18 protein-coding genes are annotated in these 18,566 nt (G+C 68.1%); 10 read left to right on the top strand and 8 right to left on the bottom strand.

Annotation, left to right across the window (positions count from 1 at the left end; translation table 11 throughout):
- Positions 1 to 11: 11 nt before the first annotated feature.
- Entirely contained in the window at positions 12 to 872 is an 861-nt protein-coding gene (gene pdxY, locus B9N97_RS16570) for a pyridoxal kinase PdxY (protein WP_085088558.1), read from the bottom strand.
- A gap of 190 nt (positions 873 to 1,062) precedes the next feature.
- Between pdxY and B9N97_RS16565 the strand changes: the two genes are divergently transcribed.
- A complete protein-coding gene (locus tag B9N97_RS16565; protein ID WP_085088556.1) occupies positions 1,063 to 1,944 on the top strand; it encodes an HpcH/HpaI aldolase/citrate lyase family protein in 882 nt (293 codons plus the stop codon).
- A 141-nt stretch (positions 1,945 to 2,085) separates the two neighbouring features.
- On the top strand, positions 2,086 to 2,376 hold the full coding sequence (locus B9N97_RS16560; protein WP_085088553.1) for a con-10 family general stress protein: 291 nt from the start codon (positions 2,086 to 2,088) through the stop codon (positions 2,374 to 2,376).
- Positions 2,377 to 2,456: 80 nt separating this feature from the next.
- Here the strand turns inward: B9N97_RS16560 and leuB are convergent, their stop codons facing one another.
- Positions 2,457 to 3,572 carry a 3-isopropylmalate dehydrogenase gene (leuB, locus tag B9N97_RS16555; RefSeq protein WP_085088550.1) on the bottom strand — a complete coding sequence of 372 codons (1,116 nt, stop codon included), beginning with the start codon at positions 3,570 to 3,572 and terminating at the stop codon, positions 2,457 to 2,459.
- Between the two features lie 71 nt (positions 3,573 to 3,643).
- A complete protein-coding gene (leuD, locus tag B9N97_RS16550; protein WP_085088547.1) occupies positions 3,644 to 4,255 on the bottom strand; it encodes a 3-isopropylmalate dehydratase small subunit in 612 nt (203 codons plus the stop codon).
- Positions 4,256 to 4,550: 295 nt separating this feature from the next.
- On the opposite strand from leuD, the gene B9N97_RS35670 reads away from it, so the two are divergent.
- The 7 genes from B9N97_RS35670 (at position 4,551) to B9N97_RS16515 (ending at position 12,972) form a co-directional block, all read left to right on the top strand.
- Positions 4,551 to 6,221 (top strand): hypothetical protein, encoded by a 1,671-nt coding sequence (locus B9N97_RS35670; protein ID WP_167393320.1) that lies wholly within the window; start codon positions 4,551 to 4,553, stop codon positions 6,219 to 6,221.
- A gap of 70 nt (positions 6,222 to 6,291) precedes the next feature.
- Positions 6,292 to 7,350, top strand: coding sequence for a glycosyltransferase family 2 protein (locus B9N97_RS16540; protein ID WP_085088544.1), 1,059 nt, complete (start codon positions 6,292 to 6,294; stop codon positions 7,348 to 7,350).
- On the top strand, positions 7,350 to 7,778 hold the full coding sequence (locus B9N97_RS16535) for a GtrA family protein (protein WP_085088541.1): 429 nt from the start codon (positions 7,350 to 7,352) through the stop codon (positions 7,776 to 7,778). Before B9N97_RS16540 ends, B9N97_RS16535 begins: the two co-directional genes overlap by 1 nt.
- Before the next feature lie 91 nt (positions 7,779 to 7,869).
- Positions 7,870 to 8,706: a diaminopimelate epimerase gene (gene dapF / locus B9N97_RS16530; RefSeq protein ID WP_085088539.1), complete on the top strand. Its 837-nt coding sequence runs from the start codon at positions 7,870 to 7,872 to the stop codon at positions 8,704 to 8,706.
- Positions 8,703 to 9,974 carry a tRNA (N(6)-L-threonylcarbamoyladenosine(37)-C(2))-methylthiotransferase MtaB gene (gene mtaB, locus B9N97_RS16525; protein WP_085088536.1) on the top strand — a complete coding sequence of 424 codons (1,272 nt, stop codon included), beginning with the start codon at positions 8,703 to 8,705 and terminating at the stop codon, positions 9,972 to 9,974. Before dapF ends, mtaB begins: the two co-directional genes overlap by 4 nt.
- A 22-nt stretch (positions 9,975 to 9,996) precedes the next feature.
- Positions 9,997 to 11,364: a signal recognition particle-docking protein FtsY gene (ftsY, locus tag B9N97_RS16520; protein ID WP_085088533.1), complete on the top strand. Its 1,368-nt coding sequence runs from the start codon at positions 9,997 to 9,999 to the stop codon at positions 11,362 to 11,364.
- 99 nt (positions 11,365 to 11,463) lie between these two features.
- Positions 11,464 to 12,972 carry an AMP nucleosidase gene (locus B9N97_RS16515; protein WP_085088530.1) on the top strand — a complete coding sequence of 503 codons (1,509 nt, stop codon included), beginning with the start codon at positions 11,464 to 11,466 and terminating at the stop codon, positions 12,970 to 12,972.
- Positions 12,973 to 13,012: 40 nt separating this feature from the next.
- On the opposite strand, the gene B9N97_RS16510 is transcribed toward B9N97_RS16515, so the two are convergent.
- The 5 genes from B9N97_RS16510 to B9N97_RS16490 all read right to left on the bottom strand — a co-directional run bounded on the left by B9N97_RS16510 (position 13,013) and on the right by B9N97_RS16490 (position 17,019).
- On the bottom strand, positions 13,013 to 13,636 hold the full coding sequence (locus tag B9N97_RS16510) for an FMN-dependent NADH-azoreductase (RefSeq protein WP_085088528.1): 624 nt from the start codon (positions 13,634 to 13,636) through the stop codon (positions 13,013 to 13,015).
- A 159-nt stretch (positions 13,637 to 13,795) separates the two neighbouring features.
- On the bottom strand, positions 13,796 to 14,566 hold the full coding sequence (locus tag B9N97_RS16505; protein ID WP_085088525.1) for a class II glutamine amidotransferase: 771 nt from the start codon (positions 14,564 to 14,566) through the stop codon (positions 13,796 to 13,798).
- Between the two features lie 140 nt (positions 14,567 to 14,706).
- Positions 14,707 to 15,129 (bottom strand): ArsC/Spx/MgsR family protein, encoded by a 423-nt coding sequence (locus B9N97_RS16500; protein WP_085088522.1) that lies wholly within the window; start codon positions 15,127 to 15,129, stop codon positions 14,707 to 14,709.
- A 2-nt stretch (positions 15,130 to 15,131) separates the two neighbouring features.
- Entirely contained in the window at positions 15,132 to 16,025 is an 894-nt protein-coding gene (draG, locus tag B9N97_RS16495; protein ID WP_167393362.1) for an ADP-ribosyl-[dinitrogen reductase] hydrolase, read from the bottom strand.
- Between the two features lie 121 nt (positions 16,026 to 16,146).
- Positions 16,147 to 17,019: an NAD(+)--dinitrogen-reductase ADP-D-ribosyltransferase gene (locus B9N97_RS16490; RefSeq protein WP_244560742.1), complete on the bottom strand. Its 873-nt coding sequence runs from the start codon at positions 17,017 to 17,019 to the stop codon at positions 16,147 to 16,149.
- Between the two features lie 203 nt (positions 17,020 to 17,222).
- On the opposite strand from B9N97_RS16490, the gene B9N97_RS16485 reads away from it, so the two are divergent.
- Complete coding sequence (locus tag B9N97_RS16485; RefSeq protein WP_085088513.1) at positions 17,223 to 18,533, top strand: hypothetical protein; 1,311 nt, start codon at positions 17,223 to 17,225, stop codon at positions 18,531 to 18,533.
- The last annotated feature ends 33 nt before the right edge of the window (positions 18,534 to 18,566 follow it).

Genomic DNA, 18,566 nt, shown 5'->3' with positions numbered 1-18,566 from the left:
ACAGGGGCAGATCAGCGAATGCGCGACGCGGTGAAGCGCCGCGGCGGGTTGACGAAATCGTCCTGGGCGGCGATCAGCTGCAGCTCCCGCGTGCCGATGCGCTTGGTCGTCTCGAAGATGGCGTAGATCGCCGCCGCCGCCTTTTCCAGCGCGGCGGCCGGGTCGAAGGCGGTCAGGTAATGGGCGAGGAACAGCGCCGCCACCGCGTCGCCCGAGCCGTTGGGCGGCGGGTCGAAGGTCAGGCGCGGCGTGGACACCAGCCAGGAGCCGTCGGCGCCGTCCGCCAGCATCTCGATGCTGTCGGGATCGGCATCGCTGCGGGTCAGGCTGGTGACCAGGACCAGCCGCGGCCCGCGCGCCCGCAGCGCCGCGGTGGCGGCCAGCGCGTCATCCAGAGTCTCCACCTTGCGGTCGGTCAGATATTCCAGTTCGAACTGGTTCGGCGTCATCAGGTCGGCGGCGGGAACCGCATGGTCGCGGATGAATTCCGGCAGGCCGGGCCGCACGAAGAAGCCGCGCCCGACATCGCCCATCACCGGGTCGCAGCAATAGATCGCCTTGGGATTGGCGCCCTTCACCCGCGCCGCGGTCTCCACGATCACCTGTCCAAGTTCGACGGCGCCCATATAGCCGGACAGCACCGCGTCCTGAGCCGGCAGCACGCCACGGGCGGCGATGCCGTCGACGATGTCGGCGATATGCTCCGCCGTGAAGACCTGTCCGGTCCAGGCGCCATAGCCGGTGTGGTTGGAGAACTGGACGGTGTTCACCGCCGTGGCGTCGATCCCCAACCGCTGCAGCGGAAACACTGCGGCGCGGTTGCCGACATAGCCATAGGCGACGTGCGATTGGATGGTGAGGACGCTTTTCATGGGACGAAGCGTAAGCGACGGTCCGCCGGGCGTAAAGCCGCCGACTCCAGGGCGAAGACCGGGGTGTGCGGCATGGCTGCCATGCAGGGCGCTGGCCCGTACGCCACTGTGACGGCCTGGCCCATGGACAGGGCGGTGGTCCGCGGCTAAAGCTGCCGTCTCCAACCCTCCGCAAATCCGGAAAACCGCCATGGCCACGACCGTCCGCCCCCGCCGCAGCGTGCTCTACATGCCGGGTTCGAACGCCCGCGCCCTGGAAAAGGGGCGCGGCCTGCCGGCTGACGGGCTGATCCTCGATCTGGAGGACGCGGTCGCCCCCGATGCCAAGGCGACGGCGCGCGACACGATCGCCAGCGCGCTGGCCGCTGGCGGCTATGGCGGGCGGGAGCTGATCGTCCGCGTGAATGGGCTGAACACCCCCTGGGGCTATGACGATCTGCGCATGGCGGCGACCAGCGGCGCCGATGCCGTGCTGCTGCCGAAGGTGGAGAGCGCCGATGCGGTGCGGCAGGCCGAGGCGGTGCTGCGCGCCGCCGGGGCTCCTGCCGGCCAGACGATCTGGTGCATGATGGAGACGCCGCTGGGCATTCTGAACGCCAAGGAAATCGCCGGGGCTTCCCCCGCCGTCGGCGCGCTGGTGCTCGGGACCTCGGACCTCGCCAAGGACCTGCACGCCGCCCACACGGCGCAGCGGCTGCCGATGATCACCAGCCTGGGGCTGTGCCTGCTGGCGGCACGGGCCTACGGACTGGCGGTGCTGGACGGCGTGCATCTGGACCTGAATGACGACGAGGGCTTCGCCGCCTCCTGCCGGCAGGGGCGCGAGCTTGGGTTCGACGGCAAGACGCTGATCCATCCCAAGACGATTGCCGCCTGCAACGCCGCCTTCGCCCCGGACGACGAGGAGATCGTCCAGGCCCACCGCATCATCGCCGCCCATGCGGAGGCCGCGGCATCCGGCAAGGGCGTGGTGTTGGTCGACGGCAAGCTGGTGGAAAACCTGCATGTCGAAAACGCCCGGCGGCTGGTGACGCTGGCCGACGCCATCGCCAAGCTGCAAGCGGCAGGCTAAGGCAAGCACCGCGGCATGACCGTTCCCGAAACGATATAATCGCCGCACCGACAATTCCGGTTGCAGAATTTATCGGTGATTTGGAACCAACCCCCCGGCTGTCCGGTTGTCGATTCAACAAGGCACAGTCGGAGGTTGGTTATGGCCTCGAAAGAGAGCAATCGGACGTCGGGCCGCGGCTTCGCGTCGATGGATCCTGATCGGCAACGCCAGATCGCCAGCAAGGGCGGCGAGAGCGTGCCGGCCGACAAACGCAGCTTTTCAAAGAACCCGGAACTCGCGGCGGAAGCTGGGCGCAAGGGCGGGCGCAGTGTCCCGGCCTCCTCGCGCAGCTTCTCCAAGAACCCCTCGCTGGCGGCGGAAGCCGGCCGCAAGGGCGGACAGGCGAGCCATGGCGGACGGTCGGCCGACCGCCCTGCCGGGGGCGATTGAAGCGCTGTGGATCGTGCAGACGAAAAAGCCCCCGTCCTTGCGGACGGGGGCTTTTTCTTTTCTCACTGCCGATCGGGCGATCAGGACGCCAGCTTGTCCAGCTCGCGCAGGATCGAATCGCCCATGACGGTGGTGGAGCAACGCGCCATGCCCGGGGCCATGATGTCGGCGGTGCGCATGCCGCCGCCCAGCACGTTCTGGATGGACCGCTCGATCAGCTTGGCGTCCTCGTCCAGATTGAACGAGTAGCGCAGGCACATCGCGAAGGACAGCAGCGTGGCGCAGGGGTTGGCCAGATCACGGCCGGCGATGTCCGGGGCGGAACCGTGCACCGGCTCGTACAGGGCCTTGCGGTTGCCGTTGGCATCCGGGGCGCCCAGCGAGGCCGAGGGCAGCATGCCGAGCGAGCCGGTCATCATCGCCGCCTCGTCCGAAAGGATGTCGCCGAACAGGTTGTCGGTGACGATCACGTCGAACTGCTTCGGGTTCTTCAGCAGCTGCATGGCGCCGTTGTCGGCGTACATGTGGCTCAGCTCGACGTCCTGGAACTCTTCCTGGTGCAGCTTGGTCACTTCCTGCCGCCACAGCAGGCCGGATTCCATGACGTTCGCCTTTTCCATCGAGCAGAGCTTGTTGCCGCGCTTGCGGGCCAACTCGAACGCGACGCGGGCGACGCGGCGGATTTCCGAGGTGGTGTAGACCTGGGTGTTGACGCCGCGGCGCTCGCCGTTGCCGATGTCGGTGATGCCGCGCGGCTCACCGAAATAGACGCCGCCGGTCAGCTCGCGGACGATCAGGATGTCCAGCCCGCGGATGACGTCGGCCTTCAGGGTCGAGGCGTCGACCAGCGCGTCGAACACCACGGCCGGGCGCAGGTTGGCGAACAGGCCCAGTTCCTTGCGCAGGGTCAGCAGGCCGGCTTCCGGACGCTTGGTGTAGTCGCTGGGGTTGTCCCACTTCGGGCCGCCGACGGCGCCCAGCATCACCGCGTCCACCGCCAGCGCCTCGGCCAGCGTGGCGTCGGACAGCGGAACACCGTGGGCGTCGATCGCCGCGCCGCCGACCAGGCCTTCGGACACGTCGAAGGTGATCTTGCGCTTGCGGTCCATCCAGTCGATGACCCGGCGAACCTGGCGCATCACCTCCGGGCCGATACCGTCACCGGGGAGGAACAGAAGCTTCTTATTGGCGGCCATGGCGGGCGCACTCCCAAATGTCAGACGTCAAGAAGACAGAAGTTGAGGAGATCGGGGGAGGATGGGGGCGGTCAGCCCCACATCCACGGCTGGCCGGCGCGCTGCTTGCCCTCGTACCCATCGATATGGGCCGCCTGCTGCAGCGTCAGGCCGATGTCGTCCAGGCCGTTCAGCAGGCAATGCTTGCGGAAAGGGTCCAGTTCGAAGGAGATGGTGCCGCCGTCCGGGCCGGTGATGGTCTGCTTCTCAAGGTCGACCGTGATGACGGCGTTCGACCCGCGCGACGCGTCGTCGAGCAGCAGGTCCACCTGCTCCTTCGGCAACTTGATCGGCAGGATGCCGTTCTTGAAACAGTTGTTGTAGAAGATGTCGGCAAAGCTGGGGGCGATGATGCAGCGGATGCCGAAGTCGGCCAGCGCCCACGGCGCATGCTCGCGCGAGGAGCCGCAGCCGAAATTGTCGCCCGCCACCAGGATGCTGGCCTTGCGGTAGGCCGGCTTGTTCAGGACGAAGTCCGGGATCTCCTGCCCGTCGGGGGTGTAACGCATCTCGTCGAACAGATGCTTGCCAAGCCCCGTCCGCTTGATGGTCTTCAGGAACTGCTTCGGGATGATCATATCGGTATCGACATTGATCATCGGCAGCGGCGCCGCAACGCCGGTGAGAACCGTGAACTTTTCCATCGCCAGAAATCCTGTCGCGCAAGAAGGCGCAAGCGTGCGCATGCAGAGCGTGGTGAATAGCAGACCGAACAAGCCATTGCCAGAGGAAGCTTGCCCTTTTCCCGGCACGCAATGAGCGAACAGGCATGCGCGAATGCACTGCCGCGCATCTTTGTTGCGCGAACGCCCAAGGATCGTCCCGGTCCGGCGCGATTGCCGCCCCCGGAACGCAGCGCCGGAACCGGCATTCCCCTTGCGGAGAGCGCGACCGCCACCTAAGGACAATACCGCGCAACAGCAGGGTTGTCCCGTTCCGATGCCGATAGCCGCCTCCCGCGAAGACCGCCCGCCAAGCCGTCAATCGGTCCGCCAATCGGATAGCCGGGCGCGCCTGATCGGCATCGCCTTCCTGCTGCTGGCCCCGCCGGCCTATGGGCTGCTGACGCTGGCCTTCGGCATGGACGCGAACTGGGACCTGCGCAATTACCATTGGTACAACGGCTACGCGATGCTGACCGGGCGGATCGGACGCGACCTGCTCGTGGCGCAGATGCCGAGTTTCTACAGCCCCTTCCTCGACGTGCCCTTCTATTGGCTGGCCAGCCATCTGCCGGCGCGGGTGGCGGGTTTCCTGTGGGGGACGCTGCAGGGGGTCAACCTGTCGCTGCTTTACCTGCTTGCATCATTCTGCCTGCGGAACGTTCCGGATATGAAACGGGCGTTGGTTGCGGTGGCGCTGGCGGTGATGGGGGGACTCGGCGGCGGGACGCTGGGGCTGATCGGCACCACCTTCCAGGACAATGTGGTCAGCCTGGGCGTGCTGGGGGCCGCGGCGATGGTCGCCGGCAGCCTGCCCGGCATCCTGGACGGCCGGCCGCTGCCCAGCTTCGCACGGGTCGCGGCGGCCGGGCTGCTGGCCGGGGCGGCGATGGGGCTGAAGAACCCGACGGTGATCTATGCGGTGGGCCTCTGCCTGGGCTTCCTGGCCCTGCCCGCCCGGCCTTGGCGGCGGCTGTGGCTGGCTTTCTTCTTCGGCATCGGCGTGCTGGTCGGGCTGGCGCTGGGCGGCGGCCTGTGGATGGCCCACCTGTGGCACGATTACGGGAACCCGGTCTTCCCGCACATGAACCACATCTTCCGGTCGCCCTTCGCCGCCATCTCCGACTATGTCAATGTCAGCTTCTTCCCGCCCGGCCTGTGGCAGCGGCTGTTCTTCCCCTTCGTCTTCACCGTCCACCCCCTGACGGTGGGCGAGGTGCCGTGGTTCGACCTGCGGGTGCTGGCGCTGTTCGTTCTGGTGCCGGTCGGGTTCGTCTGCGTGGTCGCCGGCCGGTCGATGGGGAAGCGGAACGATTGGCTGACCGAGGGACCGGCGACCCGCTACCTGCTGACGGCGCTGAGCGTCACCTACGCCTTGTGGGTGGTGATGTTCTGCATCTACCGTTATCTGGTGCCGCTTGAGATGCTGGCCCCGCTGGGGCTGGTGATGGCGGTGGGGCTGCTGCCGCTGGCGCGCCGGCTGCGCATCGGGCTGGCGGTGGCGCTGCTGGCGCTGGTCCAGGTAACGGTGCAGCCGGCCGATTGGGGGCGCGTCGCCTGGGCGGACAAATGGGTGACGGCGGAGGTGCCGTCCATCGAGGATCCGGACGACACCATGGTGCTGATGGCCGGCTATTGGGCCATCTCGCACGTCATTCCGTCCTTTCCGCCGCGCGTCACCTTCGTGCGCATCCAATCGAACTTCCTGCAGCCGGATTCGGTCGGCAACGGCTATCTCGCCATCATGAAGGACAAGGTGGCGTCCCACCGCGGCCCCTTCCTGATGCTGAGCACCATCCCCGACACGGCCGGTGCGGCGAAGGCGGCAGAACTGCTCGGCCTGCGGCTCGACCCGCAGCGCTGCCGTCCGATTCCCAACAATCTGGGCGAGACGCTGAACCTCTGCGCCGTTGACCGGGCGGGCGACAATCGGGAGACAGTGGAATAATCGGCGGGTTTGTGCTGTTTATCGCCGCTGACAGCCGTGCCTGTCCCGTCCCCAGCCAGAAGCCAGCGCCATGACCGTATCGACCCTCGACCGCCCTGCCGACCACCCCGCCCCCATCCCGGCCGCCGACGCGTCCGGATCGCCGGCGGCGGCTGTGCAGGCCGGCCCGGCCCCCACCGTCGCGGTGCTGATCCCCTGCTATAACGAGGAGGCGGCGATCGGCAAGGTGGTGCAGGACTTCCGCGCGGCCCTGCCCGACGCCATCGTCTATGTCTACGACAACAACTCGAAGGACCGGACGGTGGAAGTCGCGCGCGCCGCGGGCGCCGTGGTCCGGCGCGAGCCGCTGCAGGGCAAGGGCAACGTCATGCGCCGCATGTTCGCCGACATCGAGGCGGACGTCTATGTGCTGGTCGACGGCGACGACACCTATCACGCCCCGAGCGCCCCGGAACTGGTCAAGCGCTTGTGGGACGAGCAGTTGGACATGGTCAACGGCGCGCGGGTGACGGAGATCGTCGCCGCCTATCGCCCCGGCCACCGCTTCGGCAACCTCGTGCTGACCGGCATGGTCGCCAAGATCTTCGGCAGCCGCATCGGCGACATGCTGTCGGGCTACCGGGTGTTCTCCCGCCGCTTCGTGAAGTCCTTCCCGGCGCTGGCCAGCGGTTTCGAAACCGAAACGGAACTGACTGTCCATGCGCTGGAGCTGCGCATGCCGATCGCCGAGGTAAAGACCCCCTACAAGGACCGTCCGCCCGGATCGCACAGCAAGCTGAACACCATCCGCGACGGCATCCGCATCCTGCGCACCATCATCATCCTGGTGAAGGAGGAGCGTCCGCTGCCCTTCTTCTCCGCCGCCTTCGGGCTGCTGGCCCTGTTGTCGGTGATCCTGGGCGTGCCGGTGATCGCGACCTATTTCGAGACCGGGCTGGTCCCGCGTTTCCCCACCGCCCTGCTCGCCACCGGACTGATGCTGCTGGCCTTCCTCAGCCTGACCTGCGGCCTGATCCTGGACACCGTCACCCATGGCCGCCGCGAGGCCAAGCGCATGAGCTACCTGTCGCTGCGCGCACCGGGCAACCACCCGCCGCTGGCCGGCCAACGCGGGGACGAGCGCCGGTGATGGCATCGGTCGCAAGCCTTCTGGACAGCCGGCTCGGCCGGCTGGGCGTGCAGTTCGCCAAGTTCGGCGTCGTCGGCGTCATCGGGCTGGTGGTGGACACGGTCGTGCTCTACGCCGGCCTGGCGCTGGGGCTTCAGTTCTTCGCCGCCCGCGTCCCGTCCTTCTTTGCGGCCGCGACCGCCACCTGGGCACTGAACCGCGCCTTCACCTTCCGTGGCGCCGCGAACGAGCCGCTGCACCGCCAGTGGGCCAAGTTCATCGCCGCCAACGCCATTGGCGGCGTGGTGAATTACGGCGTCTCCGTCGGACTGGAATCGAGCGTGCAGACGGTCGCCGAACACCCGTTCCTGGCGGTGGCCGCCGGCTCCATTGCCGGCATGTTCTTCAACTTCGCGGCGTCGAAGCATCTGGTGTTCAAGGGGGCATAAAGGGGGGCGTAGCCATCTGGAGGCGCCCGCGAATCTGCGTTGCGCGGCGCCTTATGGACTTATCCCCGCGGCTCGCCATATAACGGCGGCCATGACCCGCGAATTCCTGAAGATGCACGGCCTCGGCAACGACTTCGTCGTGATCGACGCCCGTTCCGAACCCTACCGCCCCTCGGGCGCGGAGGTGCGCGCCATCGCCGACCGCAAGACCGGCGTGGGCTGCGACCAGTTCATCATTCTGGAAAGCACGGACGCGCCGGGCGCGGATGCCTTCATGCGCATCCACAACGCCGACGGCAGCGAGGCCGCGGCCTGCGGCAATGCGTCGCGCTGCGTCGGCTGGCTGCTGATGGAGGAGAGCGGGCGCGACCGCGCCAGCTTCCAGACCGCCGCCGGGCTGCTGCACGCCTCCCGCGCCGACAACGGCCGCATCACCGTTGACATGGGCCCGCCCCGGCTGGACTGGAGCGCCATCCCGCTGGCCGCCGCCACCGACACGCTGCGGGTCGAGGCGGTCGAGCATGGCGGCTTCTCAGGTCCGGTCGCGGTCAACATGGGCAACCCGCACGCCGTCTTCTTCGTCGACGATGCCGAGGCGGTGCCGCTGGCCGAGGTCGGCCCGGTCTTCGAGAACCACCCGACCTTCCCCGAGCGGTCCAACATCGAATTCGCGCAGGTGCTGTCTCCCACCGCCATCCGCATGCGGGTGTGGGAGCGCGGCGCCGGCATCACCCAGGCCTGCGGCACCGGCGCCTGCGCCACGCTGGTGGCCGCCGCCCGCCGCGGCCTGACCGGCCGCAAGGCCGACATCCTGCTGGACGGCGGCACGCTCACCATCGAATGGACCGAGGACGACCGCGTCCTGATGACCGGCCCGGTGGCGCTTGCCTTCAGTGGCCGGCTGTCGGCTGAACTGGTTTCGGAATGAGCGATACGACTGACAGCACGACCCAGACCGGCCCCGAGATCGTCACCTTCGGCTGCCGCCTGAACACCTACGAGTCCGAGGTGATGCGCAACCATGTGCGCAGCGCCGGGCTGGACGACGTGGTGATCGTCAACACCTGCGCCGTGACCTCGGAAGCCGAACGGCAGGCGCGGCAGACCATCCGCAAGCTGCGGCGCGAGCGGCCCGACGCCCGCATCGTCGTCACCGGCTGCGCCGCCCAGATCGACCCGCAGCGCTTCGCGGCGATGCCGGAAGTCGATCAGGTGCTGGGCAACCAGGAGAAGCTGCAGCCGGAAAGCTGGGGTCTTCCCCCGGCCGAGAAGGTGCTGGTCAACGACATCATGTCGGTGAAGGAGACCGCCGGCCACCTGATCGGCGGCTTTGAGGACCGCGCCCGCGCCTTCGTCCAGGTCCAGCAGGGCTGCGACCACCGCTGCACCTTCTGCATCATCCCCTATGGCCGCGGACCGTCGCGCTCCGTCCCCATCGGCGGCATCGTCGAGCAGGTCCAGGCGCTGGTGAAGGCCGGCTATAACGAGGTGGTGCTGTCGGGCGTCGACATCACCAGCTACGGCCCCGACCTGCCGGGCTCGCCGTCGCTGGGACAGATGGTCCGCCGGCTGCTGGCGCTGGTGCCGGACCTGCCGCGGCTGCGCCTATCCTCCATCGACTGCATCGAGATGGACGACGACCTCTGGCGCCTGATCGAGAACGAGCCGCGCCTGATGCCGCACCTGCACCTCTCGCTGCAGGCCGGCGACGACATGGTGCTGAAGCGGATGAAGCGCCGCCACGGCCGCGCCGATTCCATCGCTTTCTGCGAGCGGGTGCGCTCGATCCGTCCCGACGTGGTGTTCGGTGCCGACTTCATCGCCGGTTTCCCGACGGAGACCGAGGAGATGTTCCAGAACACCATGCGTCTGGTGGAGGAGTGCGGGCTGACTTGGCTGCATGTCTTCCCCTACAGCCCGCGTCCCGGCACGCCGGCGGCCCGCATGCCGCAGGTCGACGGTGCCGTCCGCAAGGAGCGCGCCGCCCGCCTGCGCGCCGTCGGCGAGGCGGCGGAGGCCCGCACGCTGGAAAGCCTCGTCGGCCGCACCGCCACGGTGCTGGTGGAGAAGGACGATCTGGGCCGCACCGAGCATTTCGCCGCGATCCGCCTGGGCCAAACCTTCGCGCCCGGCTCGCTGGTGCCCGCCGCCATCACCGGCATCGAGAACGGCGTGCTGACCGGCACCCCGCTCTGACCTCTCTTATAGTGGACACTCCATGATTTTCCGCTGGTTCGGCCGCAAGAAGCCCGAAGAGACCGCTCCCAAGGAAGAGGCGGCAAAGAACGAATCGGTGAATCTGGACACCGCCACGCCTGCGCCGGAACCGGAAGAGGAAAAGACGCCCGAGCCGCCGGCCGCGCCGCCGCCGCCGATGCCGGAGGTCGAGCCGGTGCCGGAAATGGCGCCCGCCCCGCCAACTCCGGAGATTCCACCTGCGCCGCCGGCTCCGCCCGCGCAGCCGCCTGCCGCACCGGCGCCGATCGCACCGCCTGTGGTGACTCCGCCGGCCGAACCGCCGCCTGTCCCCGCTCCGACGGCCCCTGCCCCGGTCGCTCCGCCTCCGGCGCCGGAGCCGGAACCCGTTCCCGAGTTGCCGCCGGCTCCGATCGCGGCCCCCGCCCCGGCCCCGGTTGCCGCTGCCGAAGAAGCGCCGCCGACCAAGAAGGGCTGGTTCGCCAAGCTGAAGGAAGGGCTGTCCAAGTCCTCGTCCAAGCTGACCGACGGCATCACCGGCATCTTCACCAAGCGCAAGCTGGACGACGAGGCGCTGGAGGAGCTGGAAGAACTGCTGATCACCGCCGACCTAGGCCCCGCCACCGCGGCGAAGGTCACGGCGGAACTGGCGCGCACGCGCTTCGGCAAGGAGGTCTCGCCGGAAGAGGTTAAGGCGACGCTGGCCGCCGAGGTGTCGAAGATCGTCACGCCGGTCGCCAAGCCGCTGGTGCTCGACCCGGCGCTGAAGCCGCATGTCATCCTGGTGGTCGGCGTCAACGGCACCGGCAAGACCACCACCATCGGCAAGCTCGCCCGCCAGTTCAAGGCGGAGGGCAAGAGCGTGATGCTGGCCGCCGGCGACACCTTCCGCGCCGCGGCGGTCAGCCAGCTGAAGATCTGGGGCGAGCGCACCGGTTGCCCGGTCATCGCCCGCGACACCGGGGCCGATGCCGCCGGCCTCGCCTATGACGCGCTGGAGCGGGCACGGGCCGAGAAGGTCGACGTGCTGCTGATCGACACCGCCGGCCGGTTGCAGAACAAGACCGGCCTGATGGAGGAGCTGCGCAAGATCGTCCGCGTCATCAAGAAGCTGGACGAGACAGCCCCGCACACCACCCTGCTGACCCTGGACGCCACCACCGGCCAGAACGCGCACAGCCAGGTCGAGATCTTCCGCGACATGGTCAACGTCAACGGCCTGATCCTGACCAAGCTGGACGGCTCCGCCCGTGGCGGCGTGCTGGTCTCGCTGGCGGAGAAGTTCAAGATCCCGGTCCACGCCATCGGCGTCGGCGAGGGCGTCTACGACCTGCGTCCGTTCGATGCGGACGCTTTCGCCAAGTCGCTGATGGGGCTGAACGCCGACTGAGCGGCGGGGGCAGGATCGTCATCGCCGAATGGGTAAGCACCGGAGGCTGGCCGAAATTCGGCCTTCCCAGCCGGTCGTTCGTACCCCATCTTTGACGGCATGAACGACAAAGCCCCGCTCCAGCCCGGGTCGGCCGGGCGCTTCACCGATGCCAAAGCCGCACTGGCCTGCGTGCGCGACATTTACGACCGCAACACCGCGTATCTGCGGGATCGCTTCGCCGCCTACACCCAGGGCGAGGAGGAAGGCGGACGGAACCGGGCCTACTATCCCTATGTCCGGCTGACCGCCGTGTCGGGGGCCGCGGTCGATACGCGGCTGTCCTACGGCTTCGTCGAGGGGGTCGGCGTCCATTCCACCACGGTGACGCGGCCCGACCTGTTCGAACGCTATCTGCTGGAACAATTCACGCTTCTGCTGCGCAACCACGGCGTCCCGCTGGAGGTCGGCGTCAGCGAGGAGCCGATCCCGATCCATTTCGCCTTCCCCAACGGCATGTATGTGGAAGGCGATCTGCCACCGGACCGGCTGACCAAGCTGCCGGATTTGTTCGATCTGCCCGATCTGGCGCGGATGGACGACACCATCGTCAACGGCACCTGCGACAGCGGGGCGGACGCGGTGAAACCGCTGGCGCTGTTCACGGCACCGCGGGTGGATTTCTCGCTGCACCGGCTGCGCCACTATACGGCCACGGCGCCGGAGCATTTCCAGAACTTCGTCCTGTTCACCAACTACCAGTTCTATGTCGACGAGTTCGTCCGCCTGTCGCGCGAGATCATGGAGCCGACCGGGGACGCCGATCTGGCGGCCTACCGCAGCCAGTATGACAGCTTCGTCGAGCCGGGCGACATCGTCACCACCAACCAGAATCTTGGTGGAACCGTAGATGCCGTCTCAGCCAAGCTGGCGCGCATGCCGCAGATGCCGGCCTATCACCTGAAGCGGCCGGACGGCAACGGCATCACGCTGGTGAACATCGGCGTCGGTCCGTCCAACGCCAAGACCATTACCGACCACATCGCGGTGCTGCGCCCGCATGCGTGGCTGATGCTGGGCCACTGCGCCGGGCTGCGGCATACGCAGCGGCTGGGCGACTATGTGCTGGCCCACGGCTATGTCCGCGAGGACCATGTGCTGGACGCCGACCTGCCGCTGTGGGTGCCGGTACCGGCGCTGGCGGAGGTTCAGCGCGCGCTGGAGACGGCGGTGGAGCGGGTGACCGGCCTGTCGGGTTTCGACCTGAAGAGCATCATGCGCACCGGCACGGTGGCGACCATCGACAACCGGAACTGGGAACTGCGCGACCACCGCGAGCCGCTGATGCGCTTCAGCCAGAGCCGCGCCATCGCGCTGGACATGGAAAGCGCGACGATCGCCGCCAACGGCTTCCGCTTCCGCGTGCCGTACGGGACGTTGCTGTGCGTGTCGGACAAGCCGATGCATGGCCAGCTGAAGCTGCCGGGGATGGCCGACCGCTTCTATCGCGAGCGGGTCGACCAGCATCTGAAGATCGGCGTGCTGGCGATGGAACTGCTGCGCGAGCACGGGATGGAGACACTGCACTCCCGCAAGCTGCGCAGCCTGGCGGAGGTGGCGTTCCAGTAGAGTTGCGAGGGGGGCGGGTGCAGAACCCGCCCCGTCAGCCTCAGGCGGCCACCAGCAGCCCTTCGATCTCCTTGGCCGCACCGGCCAGCGCCTTGTCCTTGGCTTCCGGCCCCATGCCGATGCCCTCGGCGCGGATGAAGGTCACGTCGGTGATGCCGAAGAAGCCCAGCACCGTGCGCAGATAGGCTTCCTGGTGGTCCAGGCCGGCCAGCGCCGGGTTGGTCGAATAGACGCCGCCGCGGCCCGAGGCGATGATCACGCGCTTGCCGCCGGCCAGACCCTCGGGGCCCTTCTCGGTGTAGCGGAAGGTGCGGCCGGCCTGGGCGAGGCGGTCGATCCAGGCCTTCAGCTGGGTCGGGATGGAGAAATTGTACATCGGCGCGCCGATCACGACGACGTCGGCCGCCAGGAACTCGTCGAGCAGAGCGTTGGTCAGGGCCAGCTCTTCGCTCTGACGCGGGCTCAGACCCTCGACGACGCCGAGCTTGACGACCTGCAGCAGTTCGCCGTCCAGGTGGGCCGGCGGGTTGGCGGCGACGTCGCGGGCGACGACGGTGGCCGACGGTTCGGCTTTCACGAGGGCCTCGACGATGGAGGCGGTCAGCTGGCGGGTGACGGACGCGGTGCCGAGCGGGCTGGAGTCGACATGCAGGATCTTGGTCATGGCGGAAGGAGCCTCTTGGTTGTTGCGGCCGTCGGGTCCGGCCGGTTTCTGACACCCAAGATGCTCTTTTGATTTCCGACGATTAAGCCGGGCTGTGCGCGAAAGATCGTCTCTGGAAAGGCAACAATCGGCGGCCAAACGACAATGGGCCGGATCGGGTCAGCGCGTCACCAGGGTCCCGCCGCGGAAGACTGCCATCTGGCCCGGCTGCATCACCGTCCACGCCTCGTCCCTGGTCAACGGGCGGGTGGCGATGACGGTGACGATATCGTTGGGCGTCGTCTCCTTGGAGAAATCGACGCTCATGTCGGCATCGAGCAAGGTGGCGGCGCCGAAGGGGGCCTTGCGGGTCAGCCAGGCGAGGTTGGTGGCGCAGTGGCACCACAGATACCGCCCGTCGCTGAGCAGCATGTTGAACACGCCCAGCGTGCCCAGATCGGCGGCCAGATGGCGGATCAGCTTCATCAGACCGCCGGTGGTCTTCGGTGGCTCCGGATACTGCATGCGGATCTGGTCGAGCAGCCAGCAGAAGGCATGCTCGCTGTCGGTGCTGCCGACCGGCTCGTAGAAGGTCAGGATGCGGTCCTTGATGCCCTTCAGCTGGCCATTGTGGGCGAAGGTCCACACCCGGCCCCACAGCTCACGGGTGAAGGGATGGGTGTTCTCCAGCGACACCCGGCCGCGGTTGGCCCGGCGGATGTGCGAGATCACCGTGCAGGACTTGATCGAATACTGGCTGACCAGCCGGGCGATCTCCGATTCGCTGCTGGGGGCCGGGTCGTGGAAGGTGCGGCAGCCCTTGCCTTCGTAAAAGGCGATGCCCCAGCCGTCGCGGTGCGGACCGGTCTGCCCGCCGCGGCGCATCAGGCCGGCGAAGCTGAAACAGATGTCCGTGGGCACGTTGGCGCTCATGCCCAGGAGTTCGCACATGGTGTCCTCGTCTGCCGCTGGTCGTCGCCCTTGGGAGCGACAAGCTACGACAGGTGGTGCGCAAGGTCACGCGCTGACGTTCACGGTATAGGGCTTCAGGGCTTTGGCCCTCATGGTTTGGGCCCTCATGGTTTGGGCCCTCATGGTTTGGGACAGGGCGGCATGTCCGGCCGCAGGCACCCCTCCATCTTCCCCTCCGCCGGCGCGGCACCGCCCAGCCCGATCCAGGCGTCCACCCGGTCGGTCTCGAACCCGCAGTCGCGACGGTCGCCGACCTGCATCAGCGGGCGGCGGATCAGCAAGGGCCGTGCGACCATCGCAGCGAGCGCGGCGGCCTCGTCCATCGCCTCCGGCACGACCTCGCCGTTCTTCACCGCCGGGGCGGCCCGATTGAACCAGTCCGCCACCGGCCGGTTGCCGAAGAAGGGACGGAGCGTCGCCACCGTCCAAGGCTCGCTCAGCAGGTCGCGGGCGATCACGCGGTGACCGGCCTGCTCCAGCAGGGCCTTCTGCCGGGCGTTGCCGCCGCAGCCGGGCTTCTCGAAGAAAATCACGTCGGCCATCGTCATGTCTCCCGGAACAGCGGCGCGCGGGCGAGCAGCGCGTCGGTTTGCTGACAAATCTCGTCATAGACCTTGCGGTCCAGCTTGCGCAGCCAGCGCGACGGGATCGACTCCACGCCATAGGTGGCGCCGGCCAGCATGCCGGCGATGGCGCCGGTGGTGTCGGCGTCTCCCCCCTGGTTCACCGTCTCCACCACGCAGGATTCGACCGAATCGGTCTGGAAGTAATAGTGGAAGACGGTCTGCACCGTATCGACGATGAAGGCGGTGGACAGGCCGCGATAGGGTTCGAACTTGAACTGGCGATGTTTGGCGATCAGGGCGTTCGCCTCTTCCCGCACCGCGACGATGCCACCGCCCAGAACCAGCCGCCGCACCATCCGGCCCAGCGCGATCACCGCGGAATCGGACAGCTGGTTGCAGTGGGTAATGTGCGACTGCTCCACCGACCAGCGTTCGAACGCCGCATCGTCGCCCAGCGTCGCCAGCGCCACCGGCAGGTTGCGCATCGCCGCGCCGTTGCCGGCGTGGTATTCCGACTCCGGTTCCTCCAGCGTGCCGTGCATGATGAAGCGGCGGATGCCGCGCCGGGTCGTGTCGCCGACATCGACCGGCACCGATTTCAGCCAGACCGCGAACTCCTCGGCGGCGCGGCGGGCCTCCCATTCCGGACCCGACAGGATGGCGCGGCCGAGATGCAGCGACATCTCGGTGTCGTCGGTCACCTGCCCGGCCGCCAGCTTCAGCCAGCCGCCCCCCTTGATGTGCTTGTGGACGCCATATTGGTGGGCGATCTCCCCCTTGGTCAGGAACTCCACCGTCGCCCCCAGCGCATCGCCGCAGGCGAGGCCGAGATAGGCGCCGAGCGCCCTGGATCGGATCTCGGGGGATCGGATCTCGGGGGATCGGATTTCGGGCGTCAAAGTCGTCGGATCGGTCATGCCATCGGGCACAGTGCCCGCCCCTTCCTGGTGCGCCCCTCCGACGGCACGCAGGCCGACGCCGGGCGTAAGGTTGTCAGAGAAGCGACACACCCACCCGATAGTCCCCGCCGATCACCAGATATTCTCCTTCACCCTGGAAAGGGTAACGCGGCAAGATGTCGCGGAAGAAGATCACCTTGGGCAGCGGCACCCAGGCATCGAGGATGTAGTCGCCGAACTGGCCGGCGATGTCGCGGTTGATGGAAAAGGAACACAGGTTGTTCAGCCGCAGCACCGCCGTGCGCTTGTCGGGCCGGGCGACGATGTGGTGTTCCTCGAAATCGTTGACGCCGCGGTACAGCCGGATGTGCGAGGCCCAGTTGGGCATCGGCGCATCGGGCCAGCCGCGGCGGATCGTCCACTGGCAGAACTCGTACAGAAGGTCGAGCTGCAAGTGGATGTTGTTGTTGTGGAAGCGGGTCGACTGCTTCTGCTCGCCATAGGCCGTCCAGGCGTCGGAGGCGAAGCGGCGGATCGGTTCGCCATGGTAGGTCGGCAACAGGCCGAAGCGGCTCTCCACCCAGCCCTTCAGCACCGCCCCTTCCGCCCGGTTGCTGTCGAACATCCAGCCCTTCAGCAGCCGCAGATAGCTGGCGCGGAACCGTCGCTTGCCGTCCGGTCCCTCCGTCCCGGAAAAGTCGGGGTTCACCCCGAACACCTCGGCCATATGGCGCTGGAAGATGTCGGATGCCGTCAGCGCGTCGGGGCTTTCGTCCAGCGCCTCGAACAGGGCGGCGTGCTCGCTGCGGGTGGCGCCGATGCGCAGGCGCCGCGGCTCGTCATTGTAGGCTTCGCTGCACAGCACGGCGGCCGGGACATTGACGAGGTTGGTGCGGTGGGCGCGCAGAGCCAGCGGAGAATCGGGCGGCGAGTCGGAATCCGCCGCCCGGCCGCTTGAATCGCGCATCACGTCCCCATCCGTCACGCCCGGCCGCTCCGTCCAAATGTCATTAATTCTTATATGGATATTGTATAAGCCGGCGCGTGCCAAGCCTTCACCGCTGCAACCGGCGGGGGCGTGTCGCCGCATGTCGCAATATTGTCCATTTGAAGCCGAACTTTCCGTCCCCATACTCAGTACAGCGACGCTTACGATCCGGCGGCACCCGCATGGCCTTCTGGCCGACCAAGTATGACGACAGCCGGCGCCGGCGCACCCAGCCCGTGCCCGCGCAAACGCTTGTCCGGCCCCCGCCGCCCGCCGACGCCGCGGCCCCAACGCCCGCCAGCCCAGACAGCCGCCCGCCGCGCGGCATCGCCGAGGCGCGCACCGCGCTGCGGCTTGCCCAGTTGCTGCGCGGGTCGATCACGCCCCTGCGCGGCGATGCCGTGCTGGAGTTGCTGGAGCCGCACCGGCCGCGGCTGGTGCCCAAGCCGATCAACCCGCTGCCGGGACTGGTCGGGCAGCCGCCCGGCCGCCTGATGGAAGCGCTGCTGCGGCCGATCGGGCAGATCATCACCGACGTGCTGCTGCCGGGCGTGCGCGACCATCTGATCGACAGGCTGGTGACCGGCCGCACCGACCATGAGGAAAGCCTGCCGGGCGCCGTCGACCTTGCCGAGGCGATGCGGACGCTGGTCAGCCGGATGCGCGGCGGCGGCAAGGGTCATCTCCAGGCGGTGATCGCCGCCATCGAGGCCGATGCCCGCGCCACCGCCGACAGCCTGACCAAGGACGGCCGCCCCATCGACGTCGGCGGCATCGACCGGCTGGCCCGCGCCCTGCTGCGCTTCGAAGTGCGGCGGATGGCGCTGGAGGCGCTGGGCGGCGGCAGCGCCTTGCAGGACGTTGTCTATCAGTCGCGGCGGCTCGCCCGCTACTCGCTGCGCCGCGCCACCGAGGCGATCGAGGGGTTCGTTTCCGACCGCGGGCTGAAGACGCTGCACGCCAGCCTCGCCACGCTGGCCCAGGCCGACGGGCTGATCGTCATCGCGCTGCGCAACCTGGACGACCAGGAGGAGACGAAGGAGGAGTCCGGCCCCTTCGTCGAGCCGGCCGACCGCAAGGCGATGAACGACTGGCTGTCGGCGGCATGGCGGCTTTCCGACACTTTGTTCGATCTGGTCGGCAAGGCGGCGGCCGGCGGCGAGTTGGACGACCTGTTGTTCGCGGCCCTGCTGCGGCAACTGCGCAGCCTTCACCATTTCTGCGCCGACCTCAGCCATGCCGGCCGCCCCGCTGCCGTGGACACGCTGAAGCAGCGGCTGGTCGACCGCTGCGACGCGCTGGCCCGCCTGACCGGCGAACGTCTGGTCGAGGCGCTGCTGGGCAAGCCCGCCGATCCGGCCCTGGCCCGCCGCCTGATGGCGCGTGGCCGTCTGCTGGCGCAGCTTCTCTACGACATGGACCGCGACGAGGCGGTGGAGGAACTGGCGCTGCGCATCGTCGTCGCGGCGGAGGCGTTGGGCGAAGGGCGGTAGGCTTCGGCAGTGGGGTTGCCCCCTCCCTAAATC

Origin of the sequence: Azospirillum oryzae (assembly GCF_900177515.1) — a bacterium.
GTDB classification, from domain to species: domain Bacteria; phylum Pseudomonadota; class Alphaproteobacteria; order Azospirillales; family Azospirillaceae; genus Azospirillum; species Azospirillum oryzae_A.
The sequence above is the reverse complement of the archived record's forward strand: the minus strand, read 5'-3'. Positions and strand labels throughout refer to the sequence as shown.